19 protein-coding genes are annotated in these 22998 nt (G+C 37.5%); 7 read left to right on the forward strand and 12 right to left on the reverse strand.

Annotation, left to right across the window (positions count from 1 at the left end; all coding sequences use genetic code 11):
* Position 1 precedes the first annotated feature (1 nt).
* Positions 2-2128 (reverse strand): DNA helicase RecQ, encoded by a 2127-nt coding sequence (gene recQ / locus AC0L6O_RS19870; protein ID WP_473304856.1) that lies wholly within the window; start codon positions 2126-2128, stop codon positions 2-4.
* A 181-nt stretch (positions 2129-2309) separates the two neighbouring features.
* On the opposite strand from recQ, the gene AC0L6O_RS19875 reads away from it, so the two are divergent.
* Both AC0L6O_RS19875 and AC0L6O_RS19880 read left to right on the forward strand, forming a co-directional pair.
* The gene (locus AC0L6O_RS19875; RefSeq protein ID WP_111370886.1) at positions 2310-2666 is read left to right on the forward strand and encodes a hypothetical protein; all 357 of its coding nucleotides are present in this window, start codon (positions 2310-2312) and stop codon (positions 2664-2666) included.
* A 168-nt stretch (positions 2667-2834) separates the two neighbouring features.
* Entirely contained in the window at positions 2835-4982 is a 2148-nt protein-coding gene (locus AC0L6O_RS19880) for a DUF5916 domain-containing protein (protein ID WP_473304857.1), read from the forward strand.
* On the opposite strand, the gene AC0L6O_RS19885 is transcribed toward AC0L6O_RS19880, so the two are convergent.
* The gene (locus AC0L6O_RS19885) at positions 4979-9574 is read right to left on the reverse strand and encodes a translocation/assembly module TamB domain-containing protein (RefSeq protein WP_473304859.1); all 4596 of its coding nucleotides are present in this window, start codon (positions 9572-9574) and stop codon (positions 4979-4981) included. The genes AC0L6O_RS19880 and AC0L6O_RS19885 overlap by 4 nt on opposite strands.
* 47 nt (positions 9575-9621) lie before the next feature.
* Here AC0L6O_RS19885 and tsaD point away from each other — a divergent pair, with 47 nt between their 5' ends.
* The 4 genes from tsaD (at position 9622) to AC0L6O_RS19905 (ending at position 14651) form a co-directional block, all read left to right on the forward strand.
* Entirely contained in the window at positions 9622-10632 is a 1011-nt protein-coding gene (tsaD, locus tag AC0L6O_RS19890) for a tRNA (adenosine(37)-N6)-threonylcarbamoyltransferase complex transferase subunit TsaD (protein WP_473304861.1), read from the forward strand.
* 114 nt (positions 10633-10746) lie between these two features.
* Entirely contained in the window at positions 10747-13101 is a 2355-nt protein-coding gene (locus AC0L6O_RS19895) for a penicillin-binding protein 1A (protein ID WP_473304862.1), read from the forward strand.
* A gap of 173 nt (positions 13102-13274) precedes the next feature.
* Complete coding sequence (locus AC0L6O_RS19900; RefSeq protein WP_473304864.1) at positions 13275-13781, forward strand: GbsR/MarR family transcriptional regulator; 507 nt, start codon at positions 13275-13277, stop codon at positions 13779-13781.
* A 51-nt stretch (positions 13782-13832) separates the two neighbouring features.
* Complete coding sequence (locus tag AC0L6O_RS19905; protein ID WP_473304866.1) at positions 13833-14651, forward strand: endonuclease/exonuclease/phosphatase family protein; 819 nt, start codon at positions 13833-13835, stop codon at positions 14649-14651.
* Positions 14652-14653: 2 nt separating this feature from the next.
* On the opposite strand, the gene AC0L6O_RS19910 is transcribed toward AC0L6O_RS19905, so the two are convergent.
* The 3 genes from AC0L6O_RS19910 to AC0L6O_RS19920 are packed head-to-tail and all read right to left on the reverse strand — an operon-like array spanning position 14654 to position 15760.
* On the reverse strand, positions 14654-14791 hold the full coding sequence (locus tag AC0L6O_RS19910; RefSeq protein ID WP_473304867.1) for a hypothetical protein: 138 nt from the start codon (positions 14789-14791) through the stop codon (positions 14654-14656).
* A gap of 3 nt (positions 14792-14794) precedes the next feature.
* Complete coding sequence (locus AC0L6O_RS19915) at positions 14795-15307, reverse strand: SixA phosphatase family protein (protein WP_473304868.1); 513 nt, start codon at positions 15305-15307, stop codon at positions 14795-14797.
* Positions 15308-15310: 3 nt separating this feature from the next.
* Positions 15311-15760 (reverse strand): CBS domain-containing protein, encoded by a 450-nt coding sequence (locus AC0L6O_RS19920; RefSeq protein ID WP_473304869.1) that lies wholly within the window; start codon positions 15758-15760, stop codon positions 15311-15313.
* A gap of 106 nt (positions 15761-15866) precedes the next feature.
* Here AC0L6O_RS19920 and AC0L6O_RS19925 point away from each other — a divergent pair, with 106 nt between their 5' ends.
* A complete protein-coding gene (locus tag AC0L6O_RS19925) occupies positions 15867-16055 on the forward strand; it encodes a hypothetical protein (protein WP_473304871.1) in 189 nt (62 codons plus the stop codon).
* Here the strand turns inward: AC0L6O_RS19925 and AC0L6O_RS19930 are convergent.
* The 7 genes from AC0L6O_RS19930 to AC0L6O_RS19960 are packed head-to-tail and all read right to left on the reverse strand — an operon-like array spanning position 16052 to position 22878.
* Complete coding sequence (locus tag AC0L6O_RS19930; RefSeq protein WP_473304872.1) at positions 16052-17014, reverse strand: FAD:protein FMN transferase; 963 nt, start codon at positions 17012-17014, stop codon at positions 16052-16054. The genes AC0L6O_RS19925 and AC0L6O_RS19930 overlap by 4 nt on opposite strands.
* Positions 17015-17054: 40 nt before the next feature.
* Positions 17055-18359, reverse strand: coding sequence for an NADH:ubiquinone reductase (Na(+)-transporting) subunit F (gene nqrF / locus AC0L6O_RS19935; RefSeq protein WP_473304873.1), 1305 nt, complete (start codon positions 18357-18359; stop codon positions 17055-17057).
* Positions 18360-18370: 11 nt separating this feature from the next.
* A complete protein-coding gene (gene nqrE / locus AC0L6O_RS19940; protein WP_341228174.1) occupies positions 18371-18985 on the reverse strand; it encodes an NADH:ubiquinone reductase (Na(+)-transporting) subunit E in 615 nt (204 codons plus the stop codon).
* A gap of 19 nt (positions 18986-19004) precedes the next feature.
* Entirely contained in the window at positions 19005-19673 is a 669-nt protein-coding gene (locus tag AC0L6O_RS19945; protein ID WP_473304875.1) for an NADH:ubiquinone reductase (Na(+)-transporting) subunit D, read from the reverse strand.
* 1 nt (position 19674) lies between these two features.
* On the reverse strand, positions 19675-20382 hold the full coding sequence (gene nqrC, locus AC0L6O_RS19950) for an NADH:ubiquinone reductase (Na(+)-transporting) subunit C (protein WP_473304877.1): 708 nt from the start codon (positions 20380-20382) through the stop codon (positions 19675-19677).
* Positions 20375-21529, reverse strand: coding sequence for an NADH:ubiquinone reductase (Na(+)-transporting) subunit B (locus AC0L6O_RS19955; protein WP_473304879.1), 1155 nt, complete (start codon positions 21527-21529; stop codon positions 20375-20377). The genes nqrC and AC0L6O_RS19955 overlap by 8 nt, the downstream gene beginning before the upstream one ends.
* A 20-nt stretch (positions 21530-21549) precedes the next feature.
* Entirely contained in the window at positions 21550-22878 is a 1329-nt protein-coding gene (locus AC0L6O_RS19960) for a Na(+)-translocating NADH-quinone reductase subunit A (protein WP_473304881.1), read from the reverse strand.
* Positions 22879-22998: the final 120 nt, after the last annotated feature.

A 22998-nucleotide genomic window follows, 5' to 3' on the forward strand; every position in this document is an offset into this window, starting at 1 on the left:
CTTATTCTGCCTCCCAAATAGACATCGCCAGCCTTATTTTATCATAGCCAATATCTCCGCCCAAATGTTCAAAGAGTGGCTTAATAACATGGGTTGGAGTCATTCCCAGTTCTTTTGCTCCTTTAATTATGGTATCATAAGACCAAGTATCAATCAGCTTTCTTAAATCAATATCCTCTCCTTCTGATTTTAATTTGACCAAATGTCCGGCTATTGTACCCGGCGACATTTTTCTCATAACCGCTATTTCTTCCAACGAATTACCTTCCCTAAAAAGCTGTAAGGTTTGGGTATAAGTCATACCCTTGATCACTACCTTGTTAGCATTTACGTAGTTTACAATCTCTTTGAGAAACACCTTGCCATATTTCTTCAATTTCTCCTGCCCTACTCCACTAACTGCCAGCATCTGACTTTCAATAATTGGCTTGTTAGTGGCCATTTCTAATAAAGAGCTATCATGAAAAACCACATAAGGAGGAATTCCGGCTTTGTCTGCTATTTCTTTTCTTAGCTGTCTGAGCTTTTCAAATAGGTCATTTTTGATAAAATCTCTTTTCGCATTTCCTGATGGAACCTCAGCATCTTGCTGAGCTTTCTTTTCTTCAAAAGACACAAACTCCGATAATTCCACCTTTCTATTTCCTTTCAATATTTGCCAACTTACCTCACTTAATTTATAAGTGTGACCTTCATCATAGGCTATTTCCATAGCTCCAGAATTAAGCATTTGCATCAAGTAATCAGCCCATATTTCCCATTTAAGGTCTGCCCCAACAGCAAAAGTTGGTATTTTATCATAGCCAAGCCCCATCAGGTTTTGATTTCTACTTCCACGTAAAATATCAATGAGCATACCCATACCCACTTTCTCACCTGTTCTTGCAATGCCAGAAAGTGCCTTTTGAGTGAGAACCGTTCCATCAAACCTTTTTCTTGGGTTTCTGCACACATCACAGTTGCCACAGTCATCTTCTAAATCTTCGTTAAAATAGCTTAACAAAATTCTTCTTCTGCAAATATTGGCTTCTGCATAATGACGCATTCTGTCTAGCTTAGCCTCCATCAATTCCTTTTGCTCTGGCGGTAACTCCGAATTATCTATCATCCTTTTTCGTTGGATAATATCAGCATAACTATAAAAAAGAAGGCTTTTCGCTTTTTCACCGTCTCTTCCTCCCCTTCCTATTTCTTGATAAAAGCTTTCTACATTTCCAGGTAAATTATAATGAATAACCCATCTTACGTTAGATTTATCAATCCCCATCCCAAAAGCTACTGTGGCTACGATAATTTGTAAATCATCGTTTATAAAATCTTCTTGACGTTTACTTCTTAAATCTGCTGAGCAGCCTGCATGATAAAAATCCGCCTTAAATCCCATCTTTTGAAGGCTTGCCGCCACCGTCTCCGTTCCTTTTCTGCTTAAGCAATAAATGATTCCGGATTGATTTGGCGACTCCAACAAAAAGTCTTCAATCTGTTTTAATTTTTTACGTCCAGGAGAAACTTTTAAAGAAATATTAGGTCTGTCAAAACTGCTGATAAATTCGTTTTCAAGAGGAATACCTAACTGCTTACATATATCCTTTCGGGTCACCTTATCCGCAGTAGCGGTCAAAGCCACCACTGGCACCTCTGGGAAATCAATTTTCAGCGTATCTAACTTTCTATATTCAGGTCTAAAATCATGACCCCAAGAAGAAATACAGTGTGACTCATCAATAGCAAAAAGACTGATATTCAAACCTTTTAACAAAGTAGAACTTTCAATAGAGAATAGCTTCTCAGGAGCAATGTAAAGGAGTTTCAAAATTCCATCATTCGCCTTTCTGATTATAGCTTCTTGCTCCTCATAAGATAATGTTGAGTTCAAATAGGCGGCCTCCACACCATTTGCCAATAGGGCCTCCACCTGATCTTTCATTAATGCGATTAAAGGTGAAATCACAATGGTAATACCAGCACTAACTATCGCTGGAATTTGAAAACAGACAGATTTACCTCCACCTGTTGGCATTAAAACTAAAGCATCTTTTTTAGCTAAAACGTGTTGAATAATTTCTTCTTGAAGAGGTCTAAAGGTATCATATCCAAAATATTCTTTAAGTGCTTGCTGTGGCTTCATTTAACTTACAAAAAATGTTATTTTTCCTACAAAAGGTAGAAATGAGAGGTAAAATTACCCAGATTTAGTGCGATTGCAATTATTAAATTGTGTTGATAAAATAGAATACTTAACTTTGTAGCTTGTACAAACACTACGGAGCAGCGAAACCTTTCCGAAAAAAAAGAATAACTAACAAAAAATGGATAAAAGCAAACATATAGAAAAGACTATTGCTTGGGCAAAGAAAAACGGATTTGACAAAATAAAAGCTAACATGGATGGCTTTGAAATCCCTTTCTCTTACGAAAGAGCTGCTGACCAACTGAAATTTGTACCTGATGTAACTGGTGTTAGTTATTCAAAGAGATGCTTTTTTGAGGTTACTTTAAAAGTTTTAGATGGCCAAGAGTCTATTTCAAAACTAACTCTTTTTAATGAGCTGGCTAAAATGAAAAATAGTCGTCTTTATTTAATGGCTCCTACGGGAAACCTTAAATATGCCAAAGAATTGGTTGAGTCTGCTCACCTAACACAAGCTGAAGTAGTAAGGATTTGAGTTTCGAATAGATAAACTTACCCTTACCGTAGATATATCATTACATTTTAAAGCATCTTAGAAAAATACAATACCTTAATTTTGTATTTTAATTATCTAAGATGTTTTTTCATGCCTAAATTTCTACTTCTTTTCTTCTTCTTTTTTATATTTTTTCAGCATAATATTTTGGCACAAAAACCTAATGCCAATTTTCAATATGCCATAAAAAGAAGTACCTCCGCTATAAAAGTAGACGGCCTAGCCGATGAACAAGCTTGGAAGGATGCAAAAACTGCAGGCGACTTCTTTCAAGTTTTACCCATGGACACCAGCATGGCAGCTGTTCTGACGGATGTCAAGCTTACATTTGACGATAAAAACTTATACGTTCTCTTTATAAATCATGACACCATACCCGGCTCTTACATGGTGGAGTCTATGCGAAGAGATTTTACTTTTTCAAAAAACGATAACGACCTTCTTTTTATAGATACTTTTAATGATTTAACTACGGGTTATTCATTTGGTTCAAATGCTAAAGGCGGTCAATGGGATGGTTTGATGTCTAACGGAAGTAGTATTGACGTAAGCTGGGATAACAAATGGCAATCAGAAGCTAAATACTATGGCGACTACTGGATTTGGGAAGCCGCCATTCCTTTTAAAACCCTTCGCTATAAAAAAGAGGTAACCTCTTGGGGTATCAATTTCTCAAGAAATGATTTAAAATCAACAGAGAAATCGTCATGGACACCTATCCCTAGACAGTTTCCTACTGCTTCACTCGCTTATACTGGCAATCTAATTTGGGATAAACCACCCCCAGCACCAGGACTTAACATTTCTGTAATTCCTTATGTAAACGTGGGCAGAGTAGTAAACCATGAAACAAATGAATCTCCTGAATTCACTAAAAATGTAGGGCTGGACGCCAAAATAGGCCTAACCTCTTCCATGAACTTAGACCTTACCGTTAACCCAGATTTTTCTCAGGTTGATGTAGATGTACAGGTAACCAATCTTGACAGATTTGAGCTTTTCTTCCCTGAAAGAAGACAGTTCTTCTTAGAAAACGGTGACATCTTTAACAATTTTGGTTTTCAAACCATCCGACCATTCTTTTCTAGAAGAATAGGTATAGAAGCTCCTATATATTATGGAGGAAAGCTAAGTGGTAAAGTCAATGAAAAATGGCGAATAGGAGCCATGGGCATGCAAACGGGAAAAGCTCATGAAGACCAAGGACCAGGTTCTTTTTATAATGTCCTTTCTGTACAGCGACAAGTTTTTAAGCGTTCTTATGTTTCTGGAATATTTGTCAATAGAGACTTAATAGGAGAAAATTTGACAGACGCTTCAGACCCCATTTCTGCTTTTAACCGAACGGCGGGCTTAGAGTTTAATTTGGCTTCGGAAGATAATAAATGGAATGGCAAGGCCTTTTTCATAAAGACATTTTCACCTGACAAACTAAAGGATAACAGCATTCTGGCAGGAAACTTAGTAAGAACCACCAGAAACTGGCAACTTACCATGCAAATGGAAAGTGTAGGTGAGGGTGTAGAGGCCAACGAGGTAGGCTATGTAAAGCGAAGTAATTACATAAGAGCAAAACCCGAAATAGCCTATTTATTTTTTCCTAAAAAAGGACCAATACTTAGTCATGGCCCAAATCTAGTTTTGTCCCAATATTTCACTCGTGAAAACTCCGAAACTTTTGAGTACTTACATATGCTAAATTATGGAGTAACCTTTAAAGACCGTAGTGTTTTACGACTTTGGGGAGCTATTGATTATGTAAAACCACAGCGAGATTTTGACCCAACTAATTTTGCTAATGAAAAAATTGCGGCAGGTACAGAGCATTATTGGCAAGCCACTGGCTTTGAGTACGACTCTAAACCTCAGAGTGTTTTCACATACGCTTTCAGTAGCAGATTTGGAGGCTATTATGCCGACGGAAATAGAATTAGATTAGAAGGAGAACTAGGCTATCGTTTTCAGCCTTATGTGGCTATTCTTATGAAAGCTAATTATAACCAAATAGCTTTTGGCCAAGACAGCAGGTTACCTGAAGGTTTGATAAATTCAAAACACAAGCTCTGGTTATTTGGGCCAAGAATTGACGTAACGCTTTCCAATAAGCTATTCTTCACTAATTTCTTCCAGTATAACCAGCAAAACAATAATGTAAACCTGAATACTAGATTACAGTGGCGTTACAGCCCCGCATCTGATTTATTCATAGTTTATACAGATAATTACTTAGCAGAAAATTTTAACGTAAGAAACCGAGCTATAGTGATGAAGTTCACTTATTGGTGGAATCCTTAATGTGCAAAGGATATTTCAGGAATCACTTCAGCGTCTTCTTCTTTTTTACCCACACCTATTGGTATTTTAGTAGGCTTTTTGTTGAAAAATGAATTGAAGTTTCTAGAGAACAGAATGCTTGCTCCGGAAACAGTGACATTGCCCGTAGTGGCATTAAGAAAGGAATAATTAGAGTTAGGTACACTTCTAGAATGTACTTTAAGTTTCCAAATACCATCTTCAGAAAGCAAATATTCCAACTCCCCACCTACAGAAAGTTGCCCCTGAGTAGCCGCGAAAGTAGCTGCATTTTCTAGTCCGTTAGAATAAGAACTTTTACCACTTAATTTGGCTCTGTTATTAAGAAACTTATAGCTAAAGTTAAGCTGCATGTTATTAAGAAGATTTTGCCTAAAGTCTCCTAAAAGAACACCTACCTGCAAGTTAGGGTCTAATTTATTCGCTAAGTTTCCAATTTGATTAGACAGCATACTGTTGATATTATCAATCAAAAACTGTTGGTCAAAAGCATCTCTTATATTGTTCTCAGGAAAGAGCTTATTAAAAGCAATGACAGAACTTACGTTCCTACTTAATAATTGCTCATTATCACGAAGCCTTTGCTCAAAAGCCAACAAGTCCGACTGATGTCGACTTGGAATTTGATTTTGCTCAAAGTTTATTTCATAATCAATTTTTGGAGCTTGTAGTTCATCGGTAATATTAACCGTTACATTAACCGGATACCTCGTATTATCTACCTCTGAGTCTGATGTCTCACTGCTCCATATTCCGCTCATATCAATATTTGTTTGATACGCCGCTTTAATAGCAATAATTGCGTTATAAGGGTCTCCCGACCATGAAATTCTACTTCCTTCTAGAATTTCAAATTTCCTTAAAGACGCCAAATTCTGAAAACTAAAGTCATATTTCCCCGACACCACTTCGTATGGTCCACTCATGCTGAAATTGTCGTTTCTAGAATCATAATCAAATGAAAGGCGAGCATTTCCAAAGGCATTAATTTTATCATTATTGCTCCTATCCATCAGTATTTCTACCTCGGCTTCTGGCGTTACGGTCAAATTAAAAGAAAGCCTAACGCCACTAATATTTCTATTGATAACCTTCTTCTCTCCTTTCTCCTCTTCCTCACTCGGTTTTGACGCAAAAGGAATGGCTTCCACGTCAGTATCAACACTGGCTGCTCCATCTAACGGAATGGTCACTTTACTTTTTGGCTTGCTCACCAAATTTCCCGCAATAAGTATATCTGAAAAATCTCCTGTCAAATGAATATCACCAGAGGCATAAGCACTTCCGTAAAACGCATCATTATCATTAATTCCTGTGTTTAAAAGTCTAAAGCCATCTGGGTCTTTAATATAGGCATGAAGCCCCATCATAAAGTTTCCATCACCACCATTAAATATACCGCCTTCTAAGTAGGCCTCATTTCCGTTATTTCTGGCGTCATAAACTTTAAAACCACCTTTATCTGCCACAAAACCCTCTTCTGTAAACTTAATTATATCAGAAAAATACAAATAACTGCCTGTGGCATTAATCTTCAGCCTACCGTCATCAATCTTAACATCACCTCTAACTATAGGGTCTCTTGGACCTCCCGTGATAGAAAGCTCACCATTGGCATAGCCGCCTAAATCTGAAAAAATATTGTCAACGAAAGTCCCTAGAATAATTAAATTGGCATTATCTAAATCGGCCGTTAGATTCATTCCATTTGGGGAGGTTGGGTCATAGGTACCTACTACATCCAATATTTTAATGCCTTCTCTCTCAATTTTGGAGTCAATCTTAACCTTCCCTAAAAACCTATCCCAGTCAATAACCGCATTAACATCACCTACCAAAATATCTTTATACACCAATTCTGAAACCACCACATTACTAAGCAAAATAGGATTTCTATAGTAATTGCTGATGGACACATCTCCATCTGCAATTCCTTCAATTCTTAAAGCTGCCAGCGGCTCCAAAGCTCTTAAGTCAAACTCATTTATGGCTGCAAAAAGCTGTTTTGTAGAATCTTCTGACACAAAACCACTTAGAGCCAAACTCTGTTCTTTGTTAGAAACTCTAAAATCTTCAAACTGCACTTCAGAACCAAAAACGGTTACGAGATTCTCTGAATCAAATACCCATTTAAAATCTAGAAGGTCAATAAAACTATTTCTAGGATTGACACTAATGGCAAAGCCATCCTTCAAAAAGCTTAAATCTCCAAAAAGTAATGCTCTATTCGTGCTATTTTTTTGACGAATACCGCCGTCAAAACTTAATTTCTTTGCCCCTCCCCATGAACCATTAAGCTGAAGATTCTCTGTTTCTACCTCACTAGAAAGTTTTTGCTCATCTGACGATAGGACCAATGAAGTAAGCACATCTGCCGAGAAAGCACTTTTTGATGAATAAAAATCAAGCTCATTATTATAAAAGGAGTTCCCTTTATAAATCAAGGTATCTACCGTGGTGTACAGCGAAACCTGAGAGGTAGACTGAATCTTAACATCACCCAAGACTTGCATGCCTTTATTGACAGAAATCTCTGGGTTAAAGAAAGCAAAAAAGTCTTTTGTATCTTTTACATCAAGCGAATAGTGGGCGGCATAATCTAACTTTAAAGAGTCTTTAACTTTGGTCTTATAATACCTTTCTCTTTCATCTTCTGTTCCTGAGAAAAACAAACCATACTCCTTTTTAAGCTCCAGCAAATCTGCTAAAAGAATACTTGGAACAAATTCCCCAGAAATATCGCCATCAAAGTATTCTGTACGAACACCCATAATTCGCTGATTCTTATCTTTTCTGCTCAGAAACGTTAAATCATCAATAACCAAGTTTCGGTCTTCTCTATTAACAAAAGTGTTTTTAAACTCTGCCTGACCTAGCCAATTATCTAACTTATTACCATCAAAGTCGAAATTAAACTCGGTAACTAACTGAATAGGCTCCTCTGTAAAACCCAAAGGCATTAAATTACTTTTCTCTATTTGACCATTAATTCTAAATTGATTTTGCTCTGGATTAAAATCAACACGCCCATTGACTATAGCATTTAGATTTGGGTCGTTTACCACCACATTACCATCAAAAACAGATTGACGAAGTAAACCATCAACTTTAATGTTTCTGAAGTTATAATTATTAAACCAAATTTTATCAATCAGGCCATCCATATCAAAAGAGGCGTCATCAAGACTAGAGCCGGCACCAATAAGTTTTCCTTTAAAAGAAATGTCTTTCAATTTCTGATTATTGGTCAGCTTTCCTAGCTGAATTTTACTTTCTACTATGTCTGTATTGTAAGTGGGCAATTTTGTTATTGGCTCTATTTCAAAAAGAACCTTACCGTTTACCGAGCCAAGATTTGACGAGTTAACTTTAGCGTCAGTAAAGAAATCGACAAATGTTCCTTTAAAAAGGCCTTCAAAATTCACTTTGCCAAACTTCTCTACATACTTGTTGTAATTATCTATGCCCGCATATTGCTTAGCATCTGGAGCATTTATAAAAGAGGGCGAAACCTCCATGTGGTAAAAAGCATTCTGAACATCTGGCAAGCCTTTAAAATGTCCTTTCCCTGCCAAATAACTTTGCTTTCCAAAACCAACCTTCGCATTTTCAAAATATAGGTCAGAAACCAATCCGCTCAAATTAGCATCTACCCTATAATTTTCATTATAGGCATACATGGCAGTAGACATCCTTCCTAAATCTTGAGAATCAAAAACTGAGTTTTTAAGGTTGGCCTTTAAACGCACCTGCGTATTAAACCTATTTAAATCAGAAGGCTTGTCATAATACATGCCTATAAAATCCTTTATGACCGAGTTATTGATTTTAGCCACCAAGTTCTGCAGCAAAATCTGTTTCTTGGAATAAAAGAAATCAGTATCAATTCCTTTTATCACAAGATTACTTCTTGGTTCTAAACCTTTAATGTTGGTTCCGTGAAAAGTGATGGTGTCTCTATGAATAAAGAAATCTTTCACATTTCCTGTGATGTTCTTTATCTTGAAATTGGAGTAGTCAAAAAGTTCTTCTGGGTAACGGTCTTTATAGTCATCCGTGAGTTGGAATGTACCATTCTGAATCACCGCTTCATCTATGGTAAAAGGTTTCGTACTCCGAGGGCTTAACGTATCCCTCTTTGCTCTTAAAGAAGCTGCTTTGCTAATCCAAGCATCAATATTAAGCTTTCCGTTCTCCTCTCTTATAAGTTTTACGTCAGGCTCTTTGAGCATCACAAAATCGAGATTATTATCAAAATTGATAACCTGGTCGCCTTTTAGTGTAAAATTTGTTTTACAATTAACATAAACCTCGCGAACATAAATCATGTCTCGCCCGTCTAAATCTTTTATATTAACATCTTCTAGCCTTATCTCATCTAACCAAGAAATTTGTACATTCCCTACCGTTACCTTTGACCCCAGTTTTTCCGAAAGCCAGTTGGCAGCCTTTTGACTCATGTCCGTCTGAAACTCGGAATATTGCAAGGCATAGAAAAGCATAGCACCCATACCTACAATCAGTAGAATGAGGAGCCAAAATGCCTTAAATCCTATTTTCAGACTTTTTATCAAATCCTTTTGCTTTGTTCTTCTTAATTTTGCTATTCTAAAGTAACACTATGCCCGAAAAAATCGCCTTGCTTGCCATTGAATCTTCCTGTGATGAAACATCAGCATCGGTTATAATTAACGGTGAAGTGAAATCCAACATTGTTTCTACGCAAATTATACATGAAAAATATGGCGGTGTAGTTCCTGAGCTAGCTTCTAGAGCACACCAACAACATATTTTACCTGTGGTAGACGCGGCCTTAAAGGAAGCAAAGGTAACAAAAAATGAACTCAAAGCAGTAGGTTTTACAAGGGGGCCAGGGCTTTTAGGTTCCTTACTGGTAGGTACTTCCTTCGCTAAGGGTTTTGCACTGGCAAACAAGATATCTTTAATTGAGGTCAATCATATGCAAGCCCATATTTTAGCTCACTTTATTGACGAGCCAAAACCTGCGTTTCCATTCATCTGTTTGACTGTTAGCGGTGGTCATACCCAGTTAGTTTTGGTCAAAGACTACTTAGAAATGGAAGTTATAGGCGAAACCCAAGATGATGCCGTTGGCGAAGCCTTTGATAAAGGAGCCAAAATGTTAGGTTTAAATTATCCCGGGGGGCCAATGATTGACAAGCATGCTGCCAAGGGAAATCCACTCGCTTACGAGTTTCCTATCTCAGAAATGAAAGGTCTTAGTTTTTCTTTTTCTGGGGTAAAAACAGCTTTACGTTATTTCTTAGAGAAAAAAGTCAAAGAAAATGCTGAGTTTATTGATGAGAACATGGATGATATATGTGCCTCTTATCAATACACTTTAGTAAAAACATTGCTACAAAAACTAAAAAAGGCAACCAGAAAGCATAAAATAAAGCATGTAGCTATAGCTGGTGGTGTGGCAGCAAACAAAGGTCTAAGAAACGCTTTGCAGGAAACTGGACAAAAAGAAAAGTGGGAGGTTTTTATTCCTCAATTTGAATATTGTACAGACAATGCCGCCATGATTGCGGTAAGTACTTACTATAAGTTTTTGGCAGAAGAATTTACAGAACAATCGGTAAGTCCGCTGCCTCGCTACAAATTATAATTGCTTAAAAGATTAAATCAAATCTGTGTTCATTGAAATTTGGTTTAAAAGAATTCGTTCTTAGCCATAAACCATTAAATTTGAACTTAGAATAAACTCGTTTTCCTATATATTATGAAGATTCCACAGGTCGGTATGCTAGCCGAAGGCAAATTCAAAAAGCTTATTAACTTTTTCTACCTATTCTTCTTTGGAGGAATTGGACTGTTCATAGTTTATTTACTTGCTGTAAATTTTAACCTTTTTTGGCTTTTTGGAAAAATGGCATCGGTAGATGACCTTGACAATCCTAAAAGTGAAATTGCCACAGAAGTTATCTCATCTGATGGAAAAGTCATAGGAAAGTTTTTCTATGAAAACCGAAGCCCAGCCGATTGGGAAGAGCTTTCTCCATATTTGATTGATGCTCTTATAGCTACTGAAGATGTTCGTTTTACAAAACATGGTGGTATAGATGCCAGAGCCATGATTCGTGTATTAACTGGTGTTCTTACCTTAAACCATAAAGGTGGCGGTAGTACCATTACACAGCAGCTCGCCAAAAACCTTTTTAGATTAAGAATGGACGAGTCATATCAGGGTATTCTTTATGAAGTGCCTGTACTAAGAACTTTAATCATCAAAACTAAAGAGTGGATTACCTGTGTGAAGCTTGAAAAAAGATACACAAAAAAGGAAATCATGAAAATGTACCTTGACACCATTGAGTTTAGTAGTGGAGCTCATGGTATTAAATCTGCAGCAAAAACATATTTCCAGAAGTCGCCTTCTGAACTAACAGTAAATGAGTCAGCCCTTTTGATAGGAATGATTCAGAACCCATCAAGGTTTAACCCGAAATTTAGACCACAATACGCTAAACCAAGAAGAAATGTGGTTTTGGCTCAAATGGTAAAATATGGTAAGTTAGCAAAAGATGATTTTGACCAGTTAAAAGAAGAAGACATTGTACTTGACTACTCTCCGGACTCGCACAACAATGGCCCTGCTCCATATTTCAGACAATTTCTAAAAGATTGGGCAAAAAAGGAGATTCAGAAATATGGGTATAAACCAGAAGACCTTTACACCAAAGGCTTTAAGATTTATACTACCATTGATTCTAGAATGCAAGACTATGCTGAAGAGGCCATGGAAGAGCATATGGCGAAACAGCAAAAGTTATTTGACGATCACTGGAAAGGAAAAAATCCATGGGTTCAGCGTAGAAATGCGGAATCATCAAGCGGTTATGTAGAAATTCCTGGTTTTATTGAAAGCGTCGCTAAAAGAACACAGATTTACAGAGATTTAAAGAAAAAATTCGGTAATGACGAGAAGAAGATATTTGCTGAGATGGATAAGCCTATAGATATGACGGTTTTCACTTGGGAAGGTGAAAAAGACACGACCATGTCTCACATGGACTCCATCAGGTATTACAAAAGGTTCTTAAACATGGGTATGATGGCTATGGACCCAAGAAACGGAAACATCAAAGCATGGGTAGGTGGCATTAATTTCAAACACTTTAAATATGACCACGTAGAGCAAAGTAAAAGACAGCCAGGTTCTACTTTCAAACCATTTGTTTACGTCACAGCTATTGATAATGGCTTTTCTACTTGCGAAGAAGTAGTGGATGAACCCATTACATTTGGAGCAGAAGATGGCTTAGTAGGAAAAACTTACACTCCTAAGAACTCTGATGGAAAATACTCTTACCGCTCTCTTACATTAAGAAGAGCTCTAGGAGAGTCTATAAATTCCGTGAGTGCGAGGTTAATTAAACAATTCAAACCGTCTAGTGTTATTCAGATGGCGAAACAATTAGGCATAAAAAGTAAACTAGACAATAGTCCTTCTCTTTGTTTAGGAGTTAGTGAAGTAACTTTATTCGAGATGCTTGGTGGCTACTCTGTATTTGCCAATGGAGGTAAGTACACAGAGCCCCTTTTTGTAACTAGAATAGAAGACAAGCACGGTGAGCTAATAAGAGAGTACCTGCCAGACCAAAAAGAAGTTTTAAGTGCTGAATCTGCTTATAAAATGATTCACCTTATGAAAGGTTCTACAATGCCGGGAGGAACTTCAGCGGGATTAGGAAGATACGGTGTTCTAGGTGGCAACGAAGTAGCTGGTAAGACAGGGACAACCTCTAACTACTCTGACGGCTGGTTTATGGGACTTACTTCTAACTTGGTAGCTGGAGTATGGTCAGGAGCATCAGAAAGAGCCATTCACTTTAGGTCTATCCACTATGGACAAGGAGCCAGAATGGCCTTGCCTGCTTGGGGACTCTTTATGCAAAAAGTATATGCTGACAAAGACTTAGAATTTGGCAAAAGCACTTTCGATATTCCTCCAGGCGTAAGAGTTTCTGGCGACTGTATCTTTAGTCCAGGAGAGACTTTTAGAAGACCTTCTGACTCGACAAACATAGCTACACCAGGTAGAGTAAAAGCAGACGACGACGAAGAAATGCTTTAGTATTCTTTTGTAGACAGCTAATTAAAAAGGAATCTAATCTTTGAAAAAAGAATGGATTCCTTTCTTTTTGCTAGCCAAATAAGTTTCAGAAAATTTTGAAAATTCAATATCCTTAGTTTACTTTGATGTTCAGACTTACGTGCAAACCTAGAAGATTTTTATAAAGCCTATTTATGGAACTACAAGAAGCGAAGGATAAATTTATCCATACGTGGGGTACACTTGCTACTCAATGGGGGATAAACCGAACCATGTCGCAAATTCACGCCCTGCTATTACTGTCGCCCAAATCCCTGAACGCAGACCAAATCATGGAGGATTTAAAAATCTCCAGAGGTAATGTGAACATGAATTTGAGAGACCTTATGAGCTGGGGCTTAATAAATAAGCAATTACTTCCTGGAGAGCGTAAAGAATACTTCTTAGCCGAAAAGGATATATGGAAAGTAGCCCGTCAAATAGCCAAAGAAAGAAAAAGGAGAGAGATAGAGCCCATAATAGAAACAATGGACGAAATCAAATCTCAACTTAAACCAGACACCGATGAGAAGAAAGAGGTGTTAAAGATAATTGACGACATAAACAAGGTTACCAACTTCACTAATAACACGGTACAGTCTGTACTCAAAGCAGAAGAGTCTTGGTTGATAAATAATTTTCTAAAATTATTTAATCAATAGTTTCAAAGCCTTTTGGGTTAATGTAAATTCGAACACAATTTCAACCCAATTATGCTATTAAGAATTCTTCTTTTCCTTCTTCCTATTTCTTGCTTGGCTCAGTCCTCGCTAAACGTGATGTCTTTTAACATTAGATATGCCACCCCAAATGATGGTATAAATCAATGGGAAAACAGAAAAGAACACGTAGCCGAAACCATCTCTTATTTTGAAACAGATATATGTGGCTTACAAGAGGCTACAGAACCACAAGTACTTTTTCTTGAAGAAGCCCTTTCTAATTATAAATGGGTAGGTGTAGGCAGAGATGATGGAAAAGCTAGCGGAGAGTTCTCCCCTATCTTCTATAACTCAGATAAACTAGTATTGACTAGCTGGAATACTGTTTGGCTCTCTAAGACCCCAGAAAAGCCTTCTAAGGATTGGGATGCGGCCTTGCCACGAATTGCTACCGTAGCACACTTAAAAAGAAAGTCTGATGGTAAAACTTTTGTAGCCATTAACACGCACTATGACCACCGCGGAGAGGTAGCACGTGTAGAGAGCTCTAAATTACTCCTAGCTATCATTGCGAAGCTGAAAGACCCTGTAATACTTATGGGAGACTTTAATAGTACACCTGCAGATGCCCCTATTTTAACTTATACCAATGGTGGTCTTAAAAACACCCAAGATATATCAAAGACAGGACATTATGGCCCTGTTGACAGTTTCACCGGTTTTAATGCAAGTGAAAGAGAAAACAGCCAAATAGACCATATTTTTATAAATAGCGGTATCGAAGTACTGAAACACGCTGCAATTTCTCAAACTTGGGGAGGCCTATTTGCGTCAGACCATCATCCTATTTTAACGACCCTTAAATTCTAAGTTTAAGGGTTAACAGCTCTTTCTATTTGCTTGTCTTTATTCCATGGTGCTGTGGTATGTCTTGCCATATCTAACAACAACAGGATAACTATACCCACAAACACCACAAAGGCTATTCTGAAAATGTTTTTCTTTTTCATTCTTTAAATATCAATACTCTTTACATCGACTCTTCTTATCAAATCTCCCGTATTACCAGAAATTTCGGCCCATCGCTGATTTTCAAATTCTAACTCAATAATGGTGGCTTTTTTCATATTTCCGCCCACATCATCACGAGTTAAATATTCTGCAAAAAAAGTAATATCTGGATTATGGCCAAAGATAGCGACTGAACTTAATTTCTCTGAGATCCGATTTAAGCATGAAAGATAAGCTCTTGGCCCACCGCCATAAAGAGACTCCTCTAAAGTAATTTGCTCTTCGTCTAATTTATATTGTTCCAATAGAACCTTTGCCGTTTGAAATGCACGGTTTGCCGGACTAGAAATAAAGCCATCGATTTTAACTGCGTCTTTAACCAAAAAACTTCCCAATCTAGCCGATTGGGAAATTCCTTTACCTGTAAGGTTTCTATTAAAGTCTTTCAACATGGCAGAATTTCCAAAATCTTCTGCCTCAGCATGTCGAATAATGTAAAGCGTTTTCTTATTCATTTATCAGCCAGCTATAGAGCCTGATATATAGTTTTCCAAAAAGTTTATATGTGTTCTTTGTTCTTTTATCAAGCCATTCACAATATCACCTACACTCAGCACACCAACAACCTTATCATCTTCATTTACTACCGGAAGGTGCCTAAAATGCCCATTGCTCATCAGTTCCATACAATCTCTAATACCTGCAGTCACTTTGGCTGTAATAACGTTAGAAGTCATTACCTCGTTCATAGAAGTACTTTTTGCTTTCCTTCCTTTGATGATTCCCTTTCTAGCATAATCTCTTTCTGAAAAAATACCTTTAAGCTCACCATTTTCCATTACCAAAACCGCTCCTATTTTATATTTTTCTAATACTGCCAATGCTTCTATTACCGTTGTAGTAGGTGCAACAGTCACTATTTCTTGCAATTCTTTTCCTTCTAATAGGGTTTTTACTTTAGTTATCATTTATTACAGCTTTAATAAGGTTAAAATAAGAATACCTAAAGTAAAGAAATCCCTCAATATGAACAAGCATAATAACGTTCTTAATAGAAATAGTTAACTTTACAATATGAAATTATTACTAGTTACACTTGCGGCAGTTCTCTTTGCTTTTTTCCTATTTAGCGTGAGAATACTATTTGTAAAAAACGGAAGATTTAAAGGCACATGTGCTAATAACAACCCAATGCTTCAAAAAGAAGGTGCTGTATGTGGAGTATGCGGAAAGCTACCTGACGAGGAGTGCCAAAACGACTAATTCTCTAGCACTATAAGTTCTTTAAAAGCATCTGAATAGGCTATACCTAAAGTTCCCTCATCATCAAAGATGCACTGAACGGCCAAGCCATGCTCATTTGCATAAGTTATAGCAGCATCTTTTCCCATCACCATAAACATGGTGGCATAGGCATCGGCATCCATTGCCTCAGGAACCACCACCGCAGCACTTAATAAATTATGTGTTACCGGCCTTCCTGTAATAGCATTTAATGTATGACTGTATTTTTTGCCATCTTTCTCTATATACTTCCTATAGCTGCCCGAGGTCACTAAAGACCCATTCGTTAAACCAACTACCGTTTTAATGGCATTGGTAGCACTGGTCTGGTTAAAGTCTGGCTTCTCAATTCCCACTTTCCATTTTTCTCCAGATTGATTCAAACCCTTAGCTTTGGTTTCTCCTCCTATTTCTACTAAGTAGTTCTTCACGCCTTGCGTTTCAAGATAGTCTCCTAAAACATCTGCTGTATAACCCTGAGCTATAGCGTTAAAATTCAGTTGAGCTCCCGCAAAATCTTTATAAAGCGTATTACCCTCTAAACGAAACTTTTTAAGTCCTACATAGCTTTTAAGGCTGTCAATAGCCTTATCGGTAGGTAAGCCAGTACCATGTTTTCTGGCAAAGCCCCAAGCGTCAATTAATGGCCCTAAAGTTGGGTCAAATGCACCTTCACTGATTTCGTAAAAATATTGCGAACGCTTAAAAACATTAGCGAAGTGATTATCTACTAATACCGCTTCATCTGTTTCATTAACCTTTCGAATGATAGAAGTACTATCCCAAAGCGACATACTTTTATCTATCACCACCAAAATGCTATCTACATCTGAAGTATAGTCCTCTTCCGATATAGACTCATACACTATTCTAAAAGTACTTCCCTGAGCATAGCCCTGAAAAACAGAATAGGGTTTATTGCCTTGTTTACAAGACAACAACCCTATTGTGATAAATACTATGAAGAGAAAATTCTTCTTAACCTCCAAAGTCATCAAATGCTACATTTTCATCTGGAATACCCCAATCGTCTGCCATTTTAATAACCGACTGATTCATCATTGGTGGTCCACAGAAATAAAGTTCCAAATCTTCAGGAGCTTCGTGTTTACTTAAAAACTCGTCAATAACTACATTGTGAACAAAGCCTTTGAAGCCATCTCCTTCTGGGTCGTTAATATCTTTCTTAAGTACCCAATTATCTTCTGGCTGAGGATTATCAAGAGCTATACAAAATTTGAAATTAGGAAACTCTTTTTCAATCTCTCTAAACTCCTCAATATAGAACAACTCCCTTTTGGTACGTCCACCATAAAAGAAAGTTACCTTACGTTTAGTTTTTAAAGTATGGAATAAGTGGTACAAGTGAGAACGCATTGGAGCCATTCCGGCACCACCACCTATATAAAGCATTTCTGCTTCTGTATCTTTTATAAAGAACTCACCATAAGGGCCAGAAATAGTCACTTTATCACCTGGCTTTCTTCCAAAAATATAAGAAGAACACAATCCCGGATTTACATCCATCCATGTGTTTTTAACTCTATCCCAAGGTGGTGTAGCAATTCTAATTGTCAAACTAACCATGTTTCCTTCTGCAGGATGATTAGCCATAGAGTATGCACGAAAAACCTCTTCATCATTAACCATTTTTAATGGCCAAAGATTGAATTTATCCCACTCCTCTTTAAACTTATCTGGCGTCTCATGATATTTTGGATGTGCAGTAATATCAATATCCTTAAACTCTACTATGGTTTTAGGGACATCAATTTGAATGTATCCGCCTGCTTCAAAATCCAAGTTTTCACCTTCTGGTAATTTCACTTGGAACTCCTTAATGAAAGACGCTACGTTATAGTTTGAAGTAACTTCACACTCCCATTTTTTCACACCAAAAACCTCATCAGGAATCTTTATTTCCATATCCTCCTTCACTTTCACTTGGCAAGCCAAACGAAGTTTTTCACCTACTTGACGGCGATTAAGGTGGTTAGTTTCTGTAGGAAGAACTTCTCCTCCTCCACTGTAAACATTACAGGTACACATGGCACAAGTTCCCCCTCCACCACAGGCAGAAGCAAGAAACAGGTCATTAGCACCCAAAACATTCAATAATGAATCTCCAGATTTGGTAATAATTGGGTTATCCTTATCGCCGTTTACGATAATTTTCACATCGTTTTGCGGCAAGAGTTTAGCCTTCGCTGTAAGTATTAAGAATACGAACAACAGAACCACTAAAACAAAAACAACAATACTACTAAGAAGTATAGGTAGCATAAAAAATAGGTTTACAATTTAATACCTGAAAAACTTAAAAAAGCAAGAGCCATTAGCCCTGTTACCATCATGGCTATTCCTAGACCTTGGAGTGCTGGAGGCACTTTAGAATATTGAAGTCTCTCTCTAATAGCAGCCAATAAAACTATGGCTAGAAAGAACCCAATACCTGTACCTAAAGAGAACACAAAGGTTTCTGAGAAGTTATACTCTCTCTCTTGCATGAAAAGAGACGCACCAAGAATGGAACAGTTTACCGTAATCAGCGGCAAAAAGATACCCAAAGCACTGTAAAGTGCTGGAGCAAATTTTTCAATAGCCATCTCTACCAACTGTACCGCACCGGCAATGGTAGAAATAAACAAGATAAACGATAAGAAAGTAAGGTCTACATCAGCCAATGATGGGTGAATCCATGCTAAGGCTCCCTCTCCTAACATGTAATTAAGAATTACATAATTTAAAGGAGTGGTTAGCAGCATTACAAAGATTACAGCCAAACCAAGACCAAACGCAGTTTTTATTTTCTTAGAAACCGCCAGAAATGAACACATTCCTAAGAAGAAAGCGAAAACAGCATTCTCAACAAAAATTGCTTTTACAAAAAGACTTAAAAGATTTTCCATATAGATATTCTTAAACTAATTAAGAAACGTTAATTAATTTCTGATTACGGCTACGTTGTATCCAAATATAAACTCCAATTAAGAAAAGGGCTGCTGGTGGAAGCACCATCAAACCATTATTCACATAACCGTGCTCGTAAGCCCAGTCAGGAATAACTTGGAAACCAAGAACAGACCCCGCTCCAAATAATTCTCTAAAGAAAGCTACCGCTATTAATATAAGACCATAACCTAAACCATTACCAATACCATCTAAGAAAGCTGGCCATGGTTTTTGACCTAGGGCAAAAGCCTCCAGACGACCCATGATAATACAGTTGGTAATAATTAGCCCAACAAAAACGGCAAGCTGCTTACTTACGTCAAACATAAAGGCTTTAAGCACTTGGTCAACAATCGTTACCAAGGTAGCCACAACAATAAGCTGAACAATAATACGAACCCTTCCAGGAATCCCATTACGTAACAAACTTATGATAAGGTTAGAAAATGCACTTACAAAAAGTACACCTAATGTCATAATAATGGCAGGCTTCACCTGTACGGTTACTGCCAAAGCCGAGCAAATTCCAAGAACCTGAACGGAAACCGGATTGGTGTCGTCAAGCGGGTCTTTTAAAACCTGTAAATTCTTCTTAGAAAATAATGGCTCTTTCTTTTCTTTTATTTCTGCTACTTCTTCTGCCATATTAATTTGATTTAAGCTTGTTAAAATAGGTCAAATAAGGAGCGACACAGTTCTTAATCATATCATCCACTCCGTTAGAAGTAATGGTACCACCCGAAATTGCGTCTACCCTATTCTCTGAATCTAATGAAGATTTCATTGTGCTTTTCAGTACGTTGACTGAAGCAAAATCTCCGTTGCTGTCTAAAATCTTTTTCCCTTGAAACTGCTCTTGGAAAATTAACTCTGTGATTTCTGCACCAAGACCCGGAGTTTCCCCTTTATGGTCAAAAAATGCTCCTTTGATAGTATTGAAATCATCACTCAAAGCTAAATATCCCCAAACAGGGCCCCAAAGTCCTACACCTCTCATAGGAACTATATAAGCTTTACTGCCATCTTCCTCTGTGTAAACATATAAAGGAAGTTGTCTTTCTGCAGGCTCTTTAGCAATTTCTCTTTTAAGGTCTACATCTGCTACATCAACACCCTCTACTACATTTCCTTCACTGTCCACTACCATTTCTTCTACAGAACCATCGTAGGCAGTTTCAATAACCTTATCTTCTTCAGAAGTCACTAAAACGGACTTCAAAACACTTCGTTTGCTATCCAACGCTAAGTTTGCTTCCTGCAAAGGTTTTAGCTGCTGTGAAGTTAACACCAACACAACGGCTGTCAGCATTGACAAGCCTATGGCGTATATAAATGTATATTTATTACTATGCATGTTTCAATCTTTTTTTGATGTGAGATTCTACCACCATATGGTCAATTAATGGGGCAAAAACATTGAACAATAAAATACTCAGCATCATCCCCTCTGGGTAAGCCGGATTAAATACTCTTAAAATAACCGTGAATGCACCAATCAGTAAACCATAAATGATTTTCCCTTTACTTGTATGCGAGGCCGTAACTGGGTCAGTTGCCATAAACACTGCACCAAAGGCAAAACCACCAACTAAAAGATGATTAAGAGCTGGCATATGCATGGCGTGATTAGCAGCTTCAGGAGCTAACACATTCATAAGTAAACCCATTAAGAAACCTCCACCAAAAACAGATAGAATAATACGTAAACTACCTACTCCTGTAATTACTAATATGGCTGCACCAATAAGGCAGGCAATCACCGAAGTTTCTCCAATGGAACCTTGTTCAAAACCTATAAACATATCTGATGCCGACTGCATAGCAGATATATCCGTATCAAAAGGCACTAGGTTAGTAGCACCTGAATATGCGTCTAAAACAGTGTGACCTTCTTCAGCAGAAAGGTCTGTCCAAACCTCTCCAGACATAAATGCTGGGAAGGCGAAAAACATAAATGCTCTTGCCAAAAGGGCTGGATTCATAAAGTTGAAACCAGTTCCTCCAAAAATCTCTTTACCTAGAAGTGTACAGAAAACAGCTCCAAGAGCCACCATCCATAACGGAACAGTAACAGGAAGTGTTAAAGGAATTAATAAACCTGTAACCAAATAACCCTCACTTACTGGGTGACCCGCTACTACAGAGAATATAAACTCAACACCTAAACCTACGGCATAAGAAACTGCCACAATTGGCAAAACCTTCCAAAGGCCGAACATAAACTTCTCTAACAAGTCAGCCTCCATACCAAATGCTAAGTAATGCTGATGACCAACATTCCACATACCAAAAAGCAAACAAGGAACCAAAGCCAATACCACAGTAATCATGGTACGCTTCATATCCATTGCATCTTTAATATGCACTCCGTTTTTAGTGGTAATAGCTGGAACAAACGCTAAGGTTTCAAAGGCCTCAAAAGCTGGATGCCACTTTTCTAACTTGCCCCCTTTCTCAAAATTGGGCTTAACAGATTCTAAAAAATCGTGTAATATCTTCACTAAATATGCTTTTTTATTTATTAACCTTCTGTACGTATCAGGTCAAGACCTTCACGAACAATTTTCTGAACTTCAATTTTTGAGGTACACACAAATTCACAAAGAGCTAAATCTTCTTCAGCCACTTCATAAATACCTAAAGCTTCCATTCTTTCAATATCTCCAGCCATGATTGCTTTTAAAAGCTGAACTGGCATAATGTTCATTGGTAATACTTTCTCGTATTGACCACTCATTACAAAAGCACGCTCTTCTCCATGTGTATTGGTATCTATATCATACTTCTTGTTTGGCGTTAGCCATGAAAAGTATGTTCTAGATAAGCTTAGTTTTTTAGTAGAAGGCAATAACCAACCTAAAAACTCTGCTTTATTACCTTCTGGAATTACAGTTAATTGCGAAGTATAGAAAGACAAGAAGTCTTCACTATGTGATGTGGCACCTGAAAGAACATTTCCCTGAATGAATCTCACGTTACTTTCACTTACTTGCTCAGCGAATAATTTAGCAAGTGACTGTCCTATCTTTAATTTAACATAAGATGGATTGCTTACTTCTGAACCTGTTACAGCTATTAATCTGTCAGCATGATATTCGCCAGAGTTAAAGAACTCTCCTAATATAATAACGTCCTGTGCATCCAAGTACCAAACGCTTTCTCCAGGTTTTATTGGTGAAACATGATGAACTTGAATACCAACATTCCCTGCAGGATGAGGGCCACTAAATTCATTTTGATTTCCCGAACTTACACTTAATGAAGCACCAGCCTCCATTCCAACTTCTAAATTGCCAGAAGCTAAAATCTCTAAAACTTCTAAGCCCTTGTCAAAACCAGCCTTATTTTGCTCAATCACAAAAGATAAGTCTGGAGCAAGCGGTGCCGAATCGAAAGTAGATACGAAAATGGCTTTAGGCTGCTCTTCTGTAGAAGGGATAATTGAAAAAGGACGCTGTTTTAATAGTGACCACAAGTTTCCTTTAATTAAGGTATCCTTGATACTTTGAGCTTCTAATTTAGAAGGAATTGCAGTTTTGACAAATTTGGTAGTTTTATCTGCCAATATTCTTATCTCCAAAACTTTTCTTTTGGCTCCCCTTACTATTTCCACCACCTCTCCACTTACAGGAGATGGGAAATTTATATCGGGTCTTTTTTTGTCAAAAAACAAAGAAGAACCTGCCAAAACCTCATCACCAACTTTAACCACCAGCTTAGGTGTTATTGAAAGGTAATCTGTTGGTTTCACCGCAAAAATATCGGCGGCAGGAATTTCTGCAATTTCTTTGGAAGCTTCCCCTAATAATTTAATGTCGTAGCCTTTTTTTAGGCGTATAGATTTACCCATGAAATCCTGATATTGTCTTACAGTTTAGAATCGAAATTGTCAATTTTGTGTAAAGATAATTTTTTTAGTCAATTAGCAAAAGCCTGAATCAATTGTTTGGACGAGTCTAAGATAAAACAT

The sequence above is a fragment of the Arcticibacterium sp. GJ41-1 genome, from assembly GCF_055808875.1.

What these genes read in the sequence shown, in the direction of transcription:
- recQ (WP_473304856.1), bottom strand. Translation starts at nt 2,128, where the DNA reads ATGAAGCCACAGCAAGCACTTAAAGAATATTTTGGATATGATACCTTT.
- AC0L6O_RS19875 (WP_111370886.1), top strand. Translation starts at nt 2,310, where the DNA reads ATGGATAAAAGCAAACATATAGAAAAGACTATTGCTTGGGCAAAGAAA.
- tsaD (WP_473304861.1), top strand. Translation starts at nt 9,622, where the DNA reads ATGCCCGAAAAAATCGCCTTGCTTGCCATTGAATCTTCCTGTGATGAA.
- AC0L6O_RS19895 (WP_473304862.1), top strand. Translation starts at nt 10,747, where the DNA reads ATGAAGATTCCACAGGTCGGTATGCTAGCCGAAGGCAAATTCAAAAAG.
- AC0L6O_RS19900 (WP_473304864.1), top strand. Translation starts at nt 13,275, where the DNA reads ATGGAACTACAAGAAGCGAAGGATAAATTTATCCATACGTGGGGTACA.
- AC0L6O_RS19905 (WP_473304866.1), top strand. Translation starts at nt 13,833, where the DNA reads ATGCTATTAAGAATTCTTCTTTTCCTTCTTCCTATTTCTTGCTTGGCT.
- AC0L6O_RS19910 (WP_473304867.1), bottom strand. Translation starts at nt 14,791, where the DNA reads ATGAAAAAGAAAAACATTTTCAGAATAGCCTTTGTGGTGTTTGTGGGT.
- AC0L6O_RS19915 (WP_473304868.1), bottom strand. Translation starts at nt 15,307, where the DNA reads ATGAATAAGAAAACGCTTTACATTATTCGACATGCTGAGGCAGAAGAT.
- AC0L6O_RS19920 (WP_473304869.1), bottom strand. Translation starts at nt 15,760, where the DNA reads ATGATAACTAAAGTAAAAACCCTATTAGAAGGAAAAGAATTGCAAGAA.
- AC0L6O_RS19925 (WP_473304871.1), top strand. Translation starts at nt 15,867, where the DNA reads ATGAAATTATTACTAGTTACACTTGCGGCAGTTCTCTTTGCTTTTTTC.
- nqrF (WP_473304873.1), bottom strand. Translation starts at nt 18,359, where the DNA reads ATGCTACCTATACTTCTTAGTAGTATTGTTGTTTTTGTTTTAGTGGTT.
- nqrE (WP_341228174.1), bottom strand. Translation starts at nt 18,985, where the DNA reads ATGGAAAATCTTTTAAGTCTTTTTGTAAAAGCAATTTTTGTTGAGAAT.
- AC0L6O_RS19945 (WP_473304875.1), bottom strand. Translation starts at nt 19,673, where the DNA reads ATGGCAGAAGAAGTAGCAGAAATAAAAGAAAAGAAAGAGCCATTATTT.
- nqrC (WP_473304877.1), bottom strand. Translation starts at nt 20,382, where the DNA reads ATGCATAGTAATAAATATACATTTATATACGCCATAGGCTTGTCAATG.
- AC0L6O_RS19960 (WP_473304881.1), bottom strand. Translation starts at nt 22,878, where the DNA reads ATGGGTAAATCTATACGCCTAAAAAAAGGCTACGACATTAAATTATTA.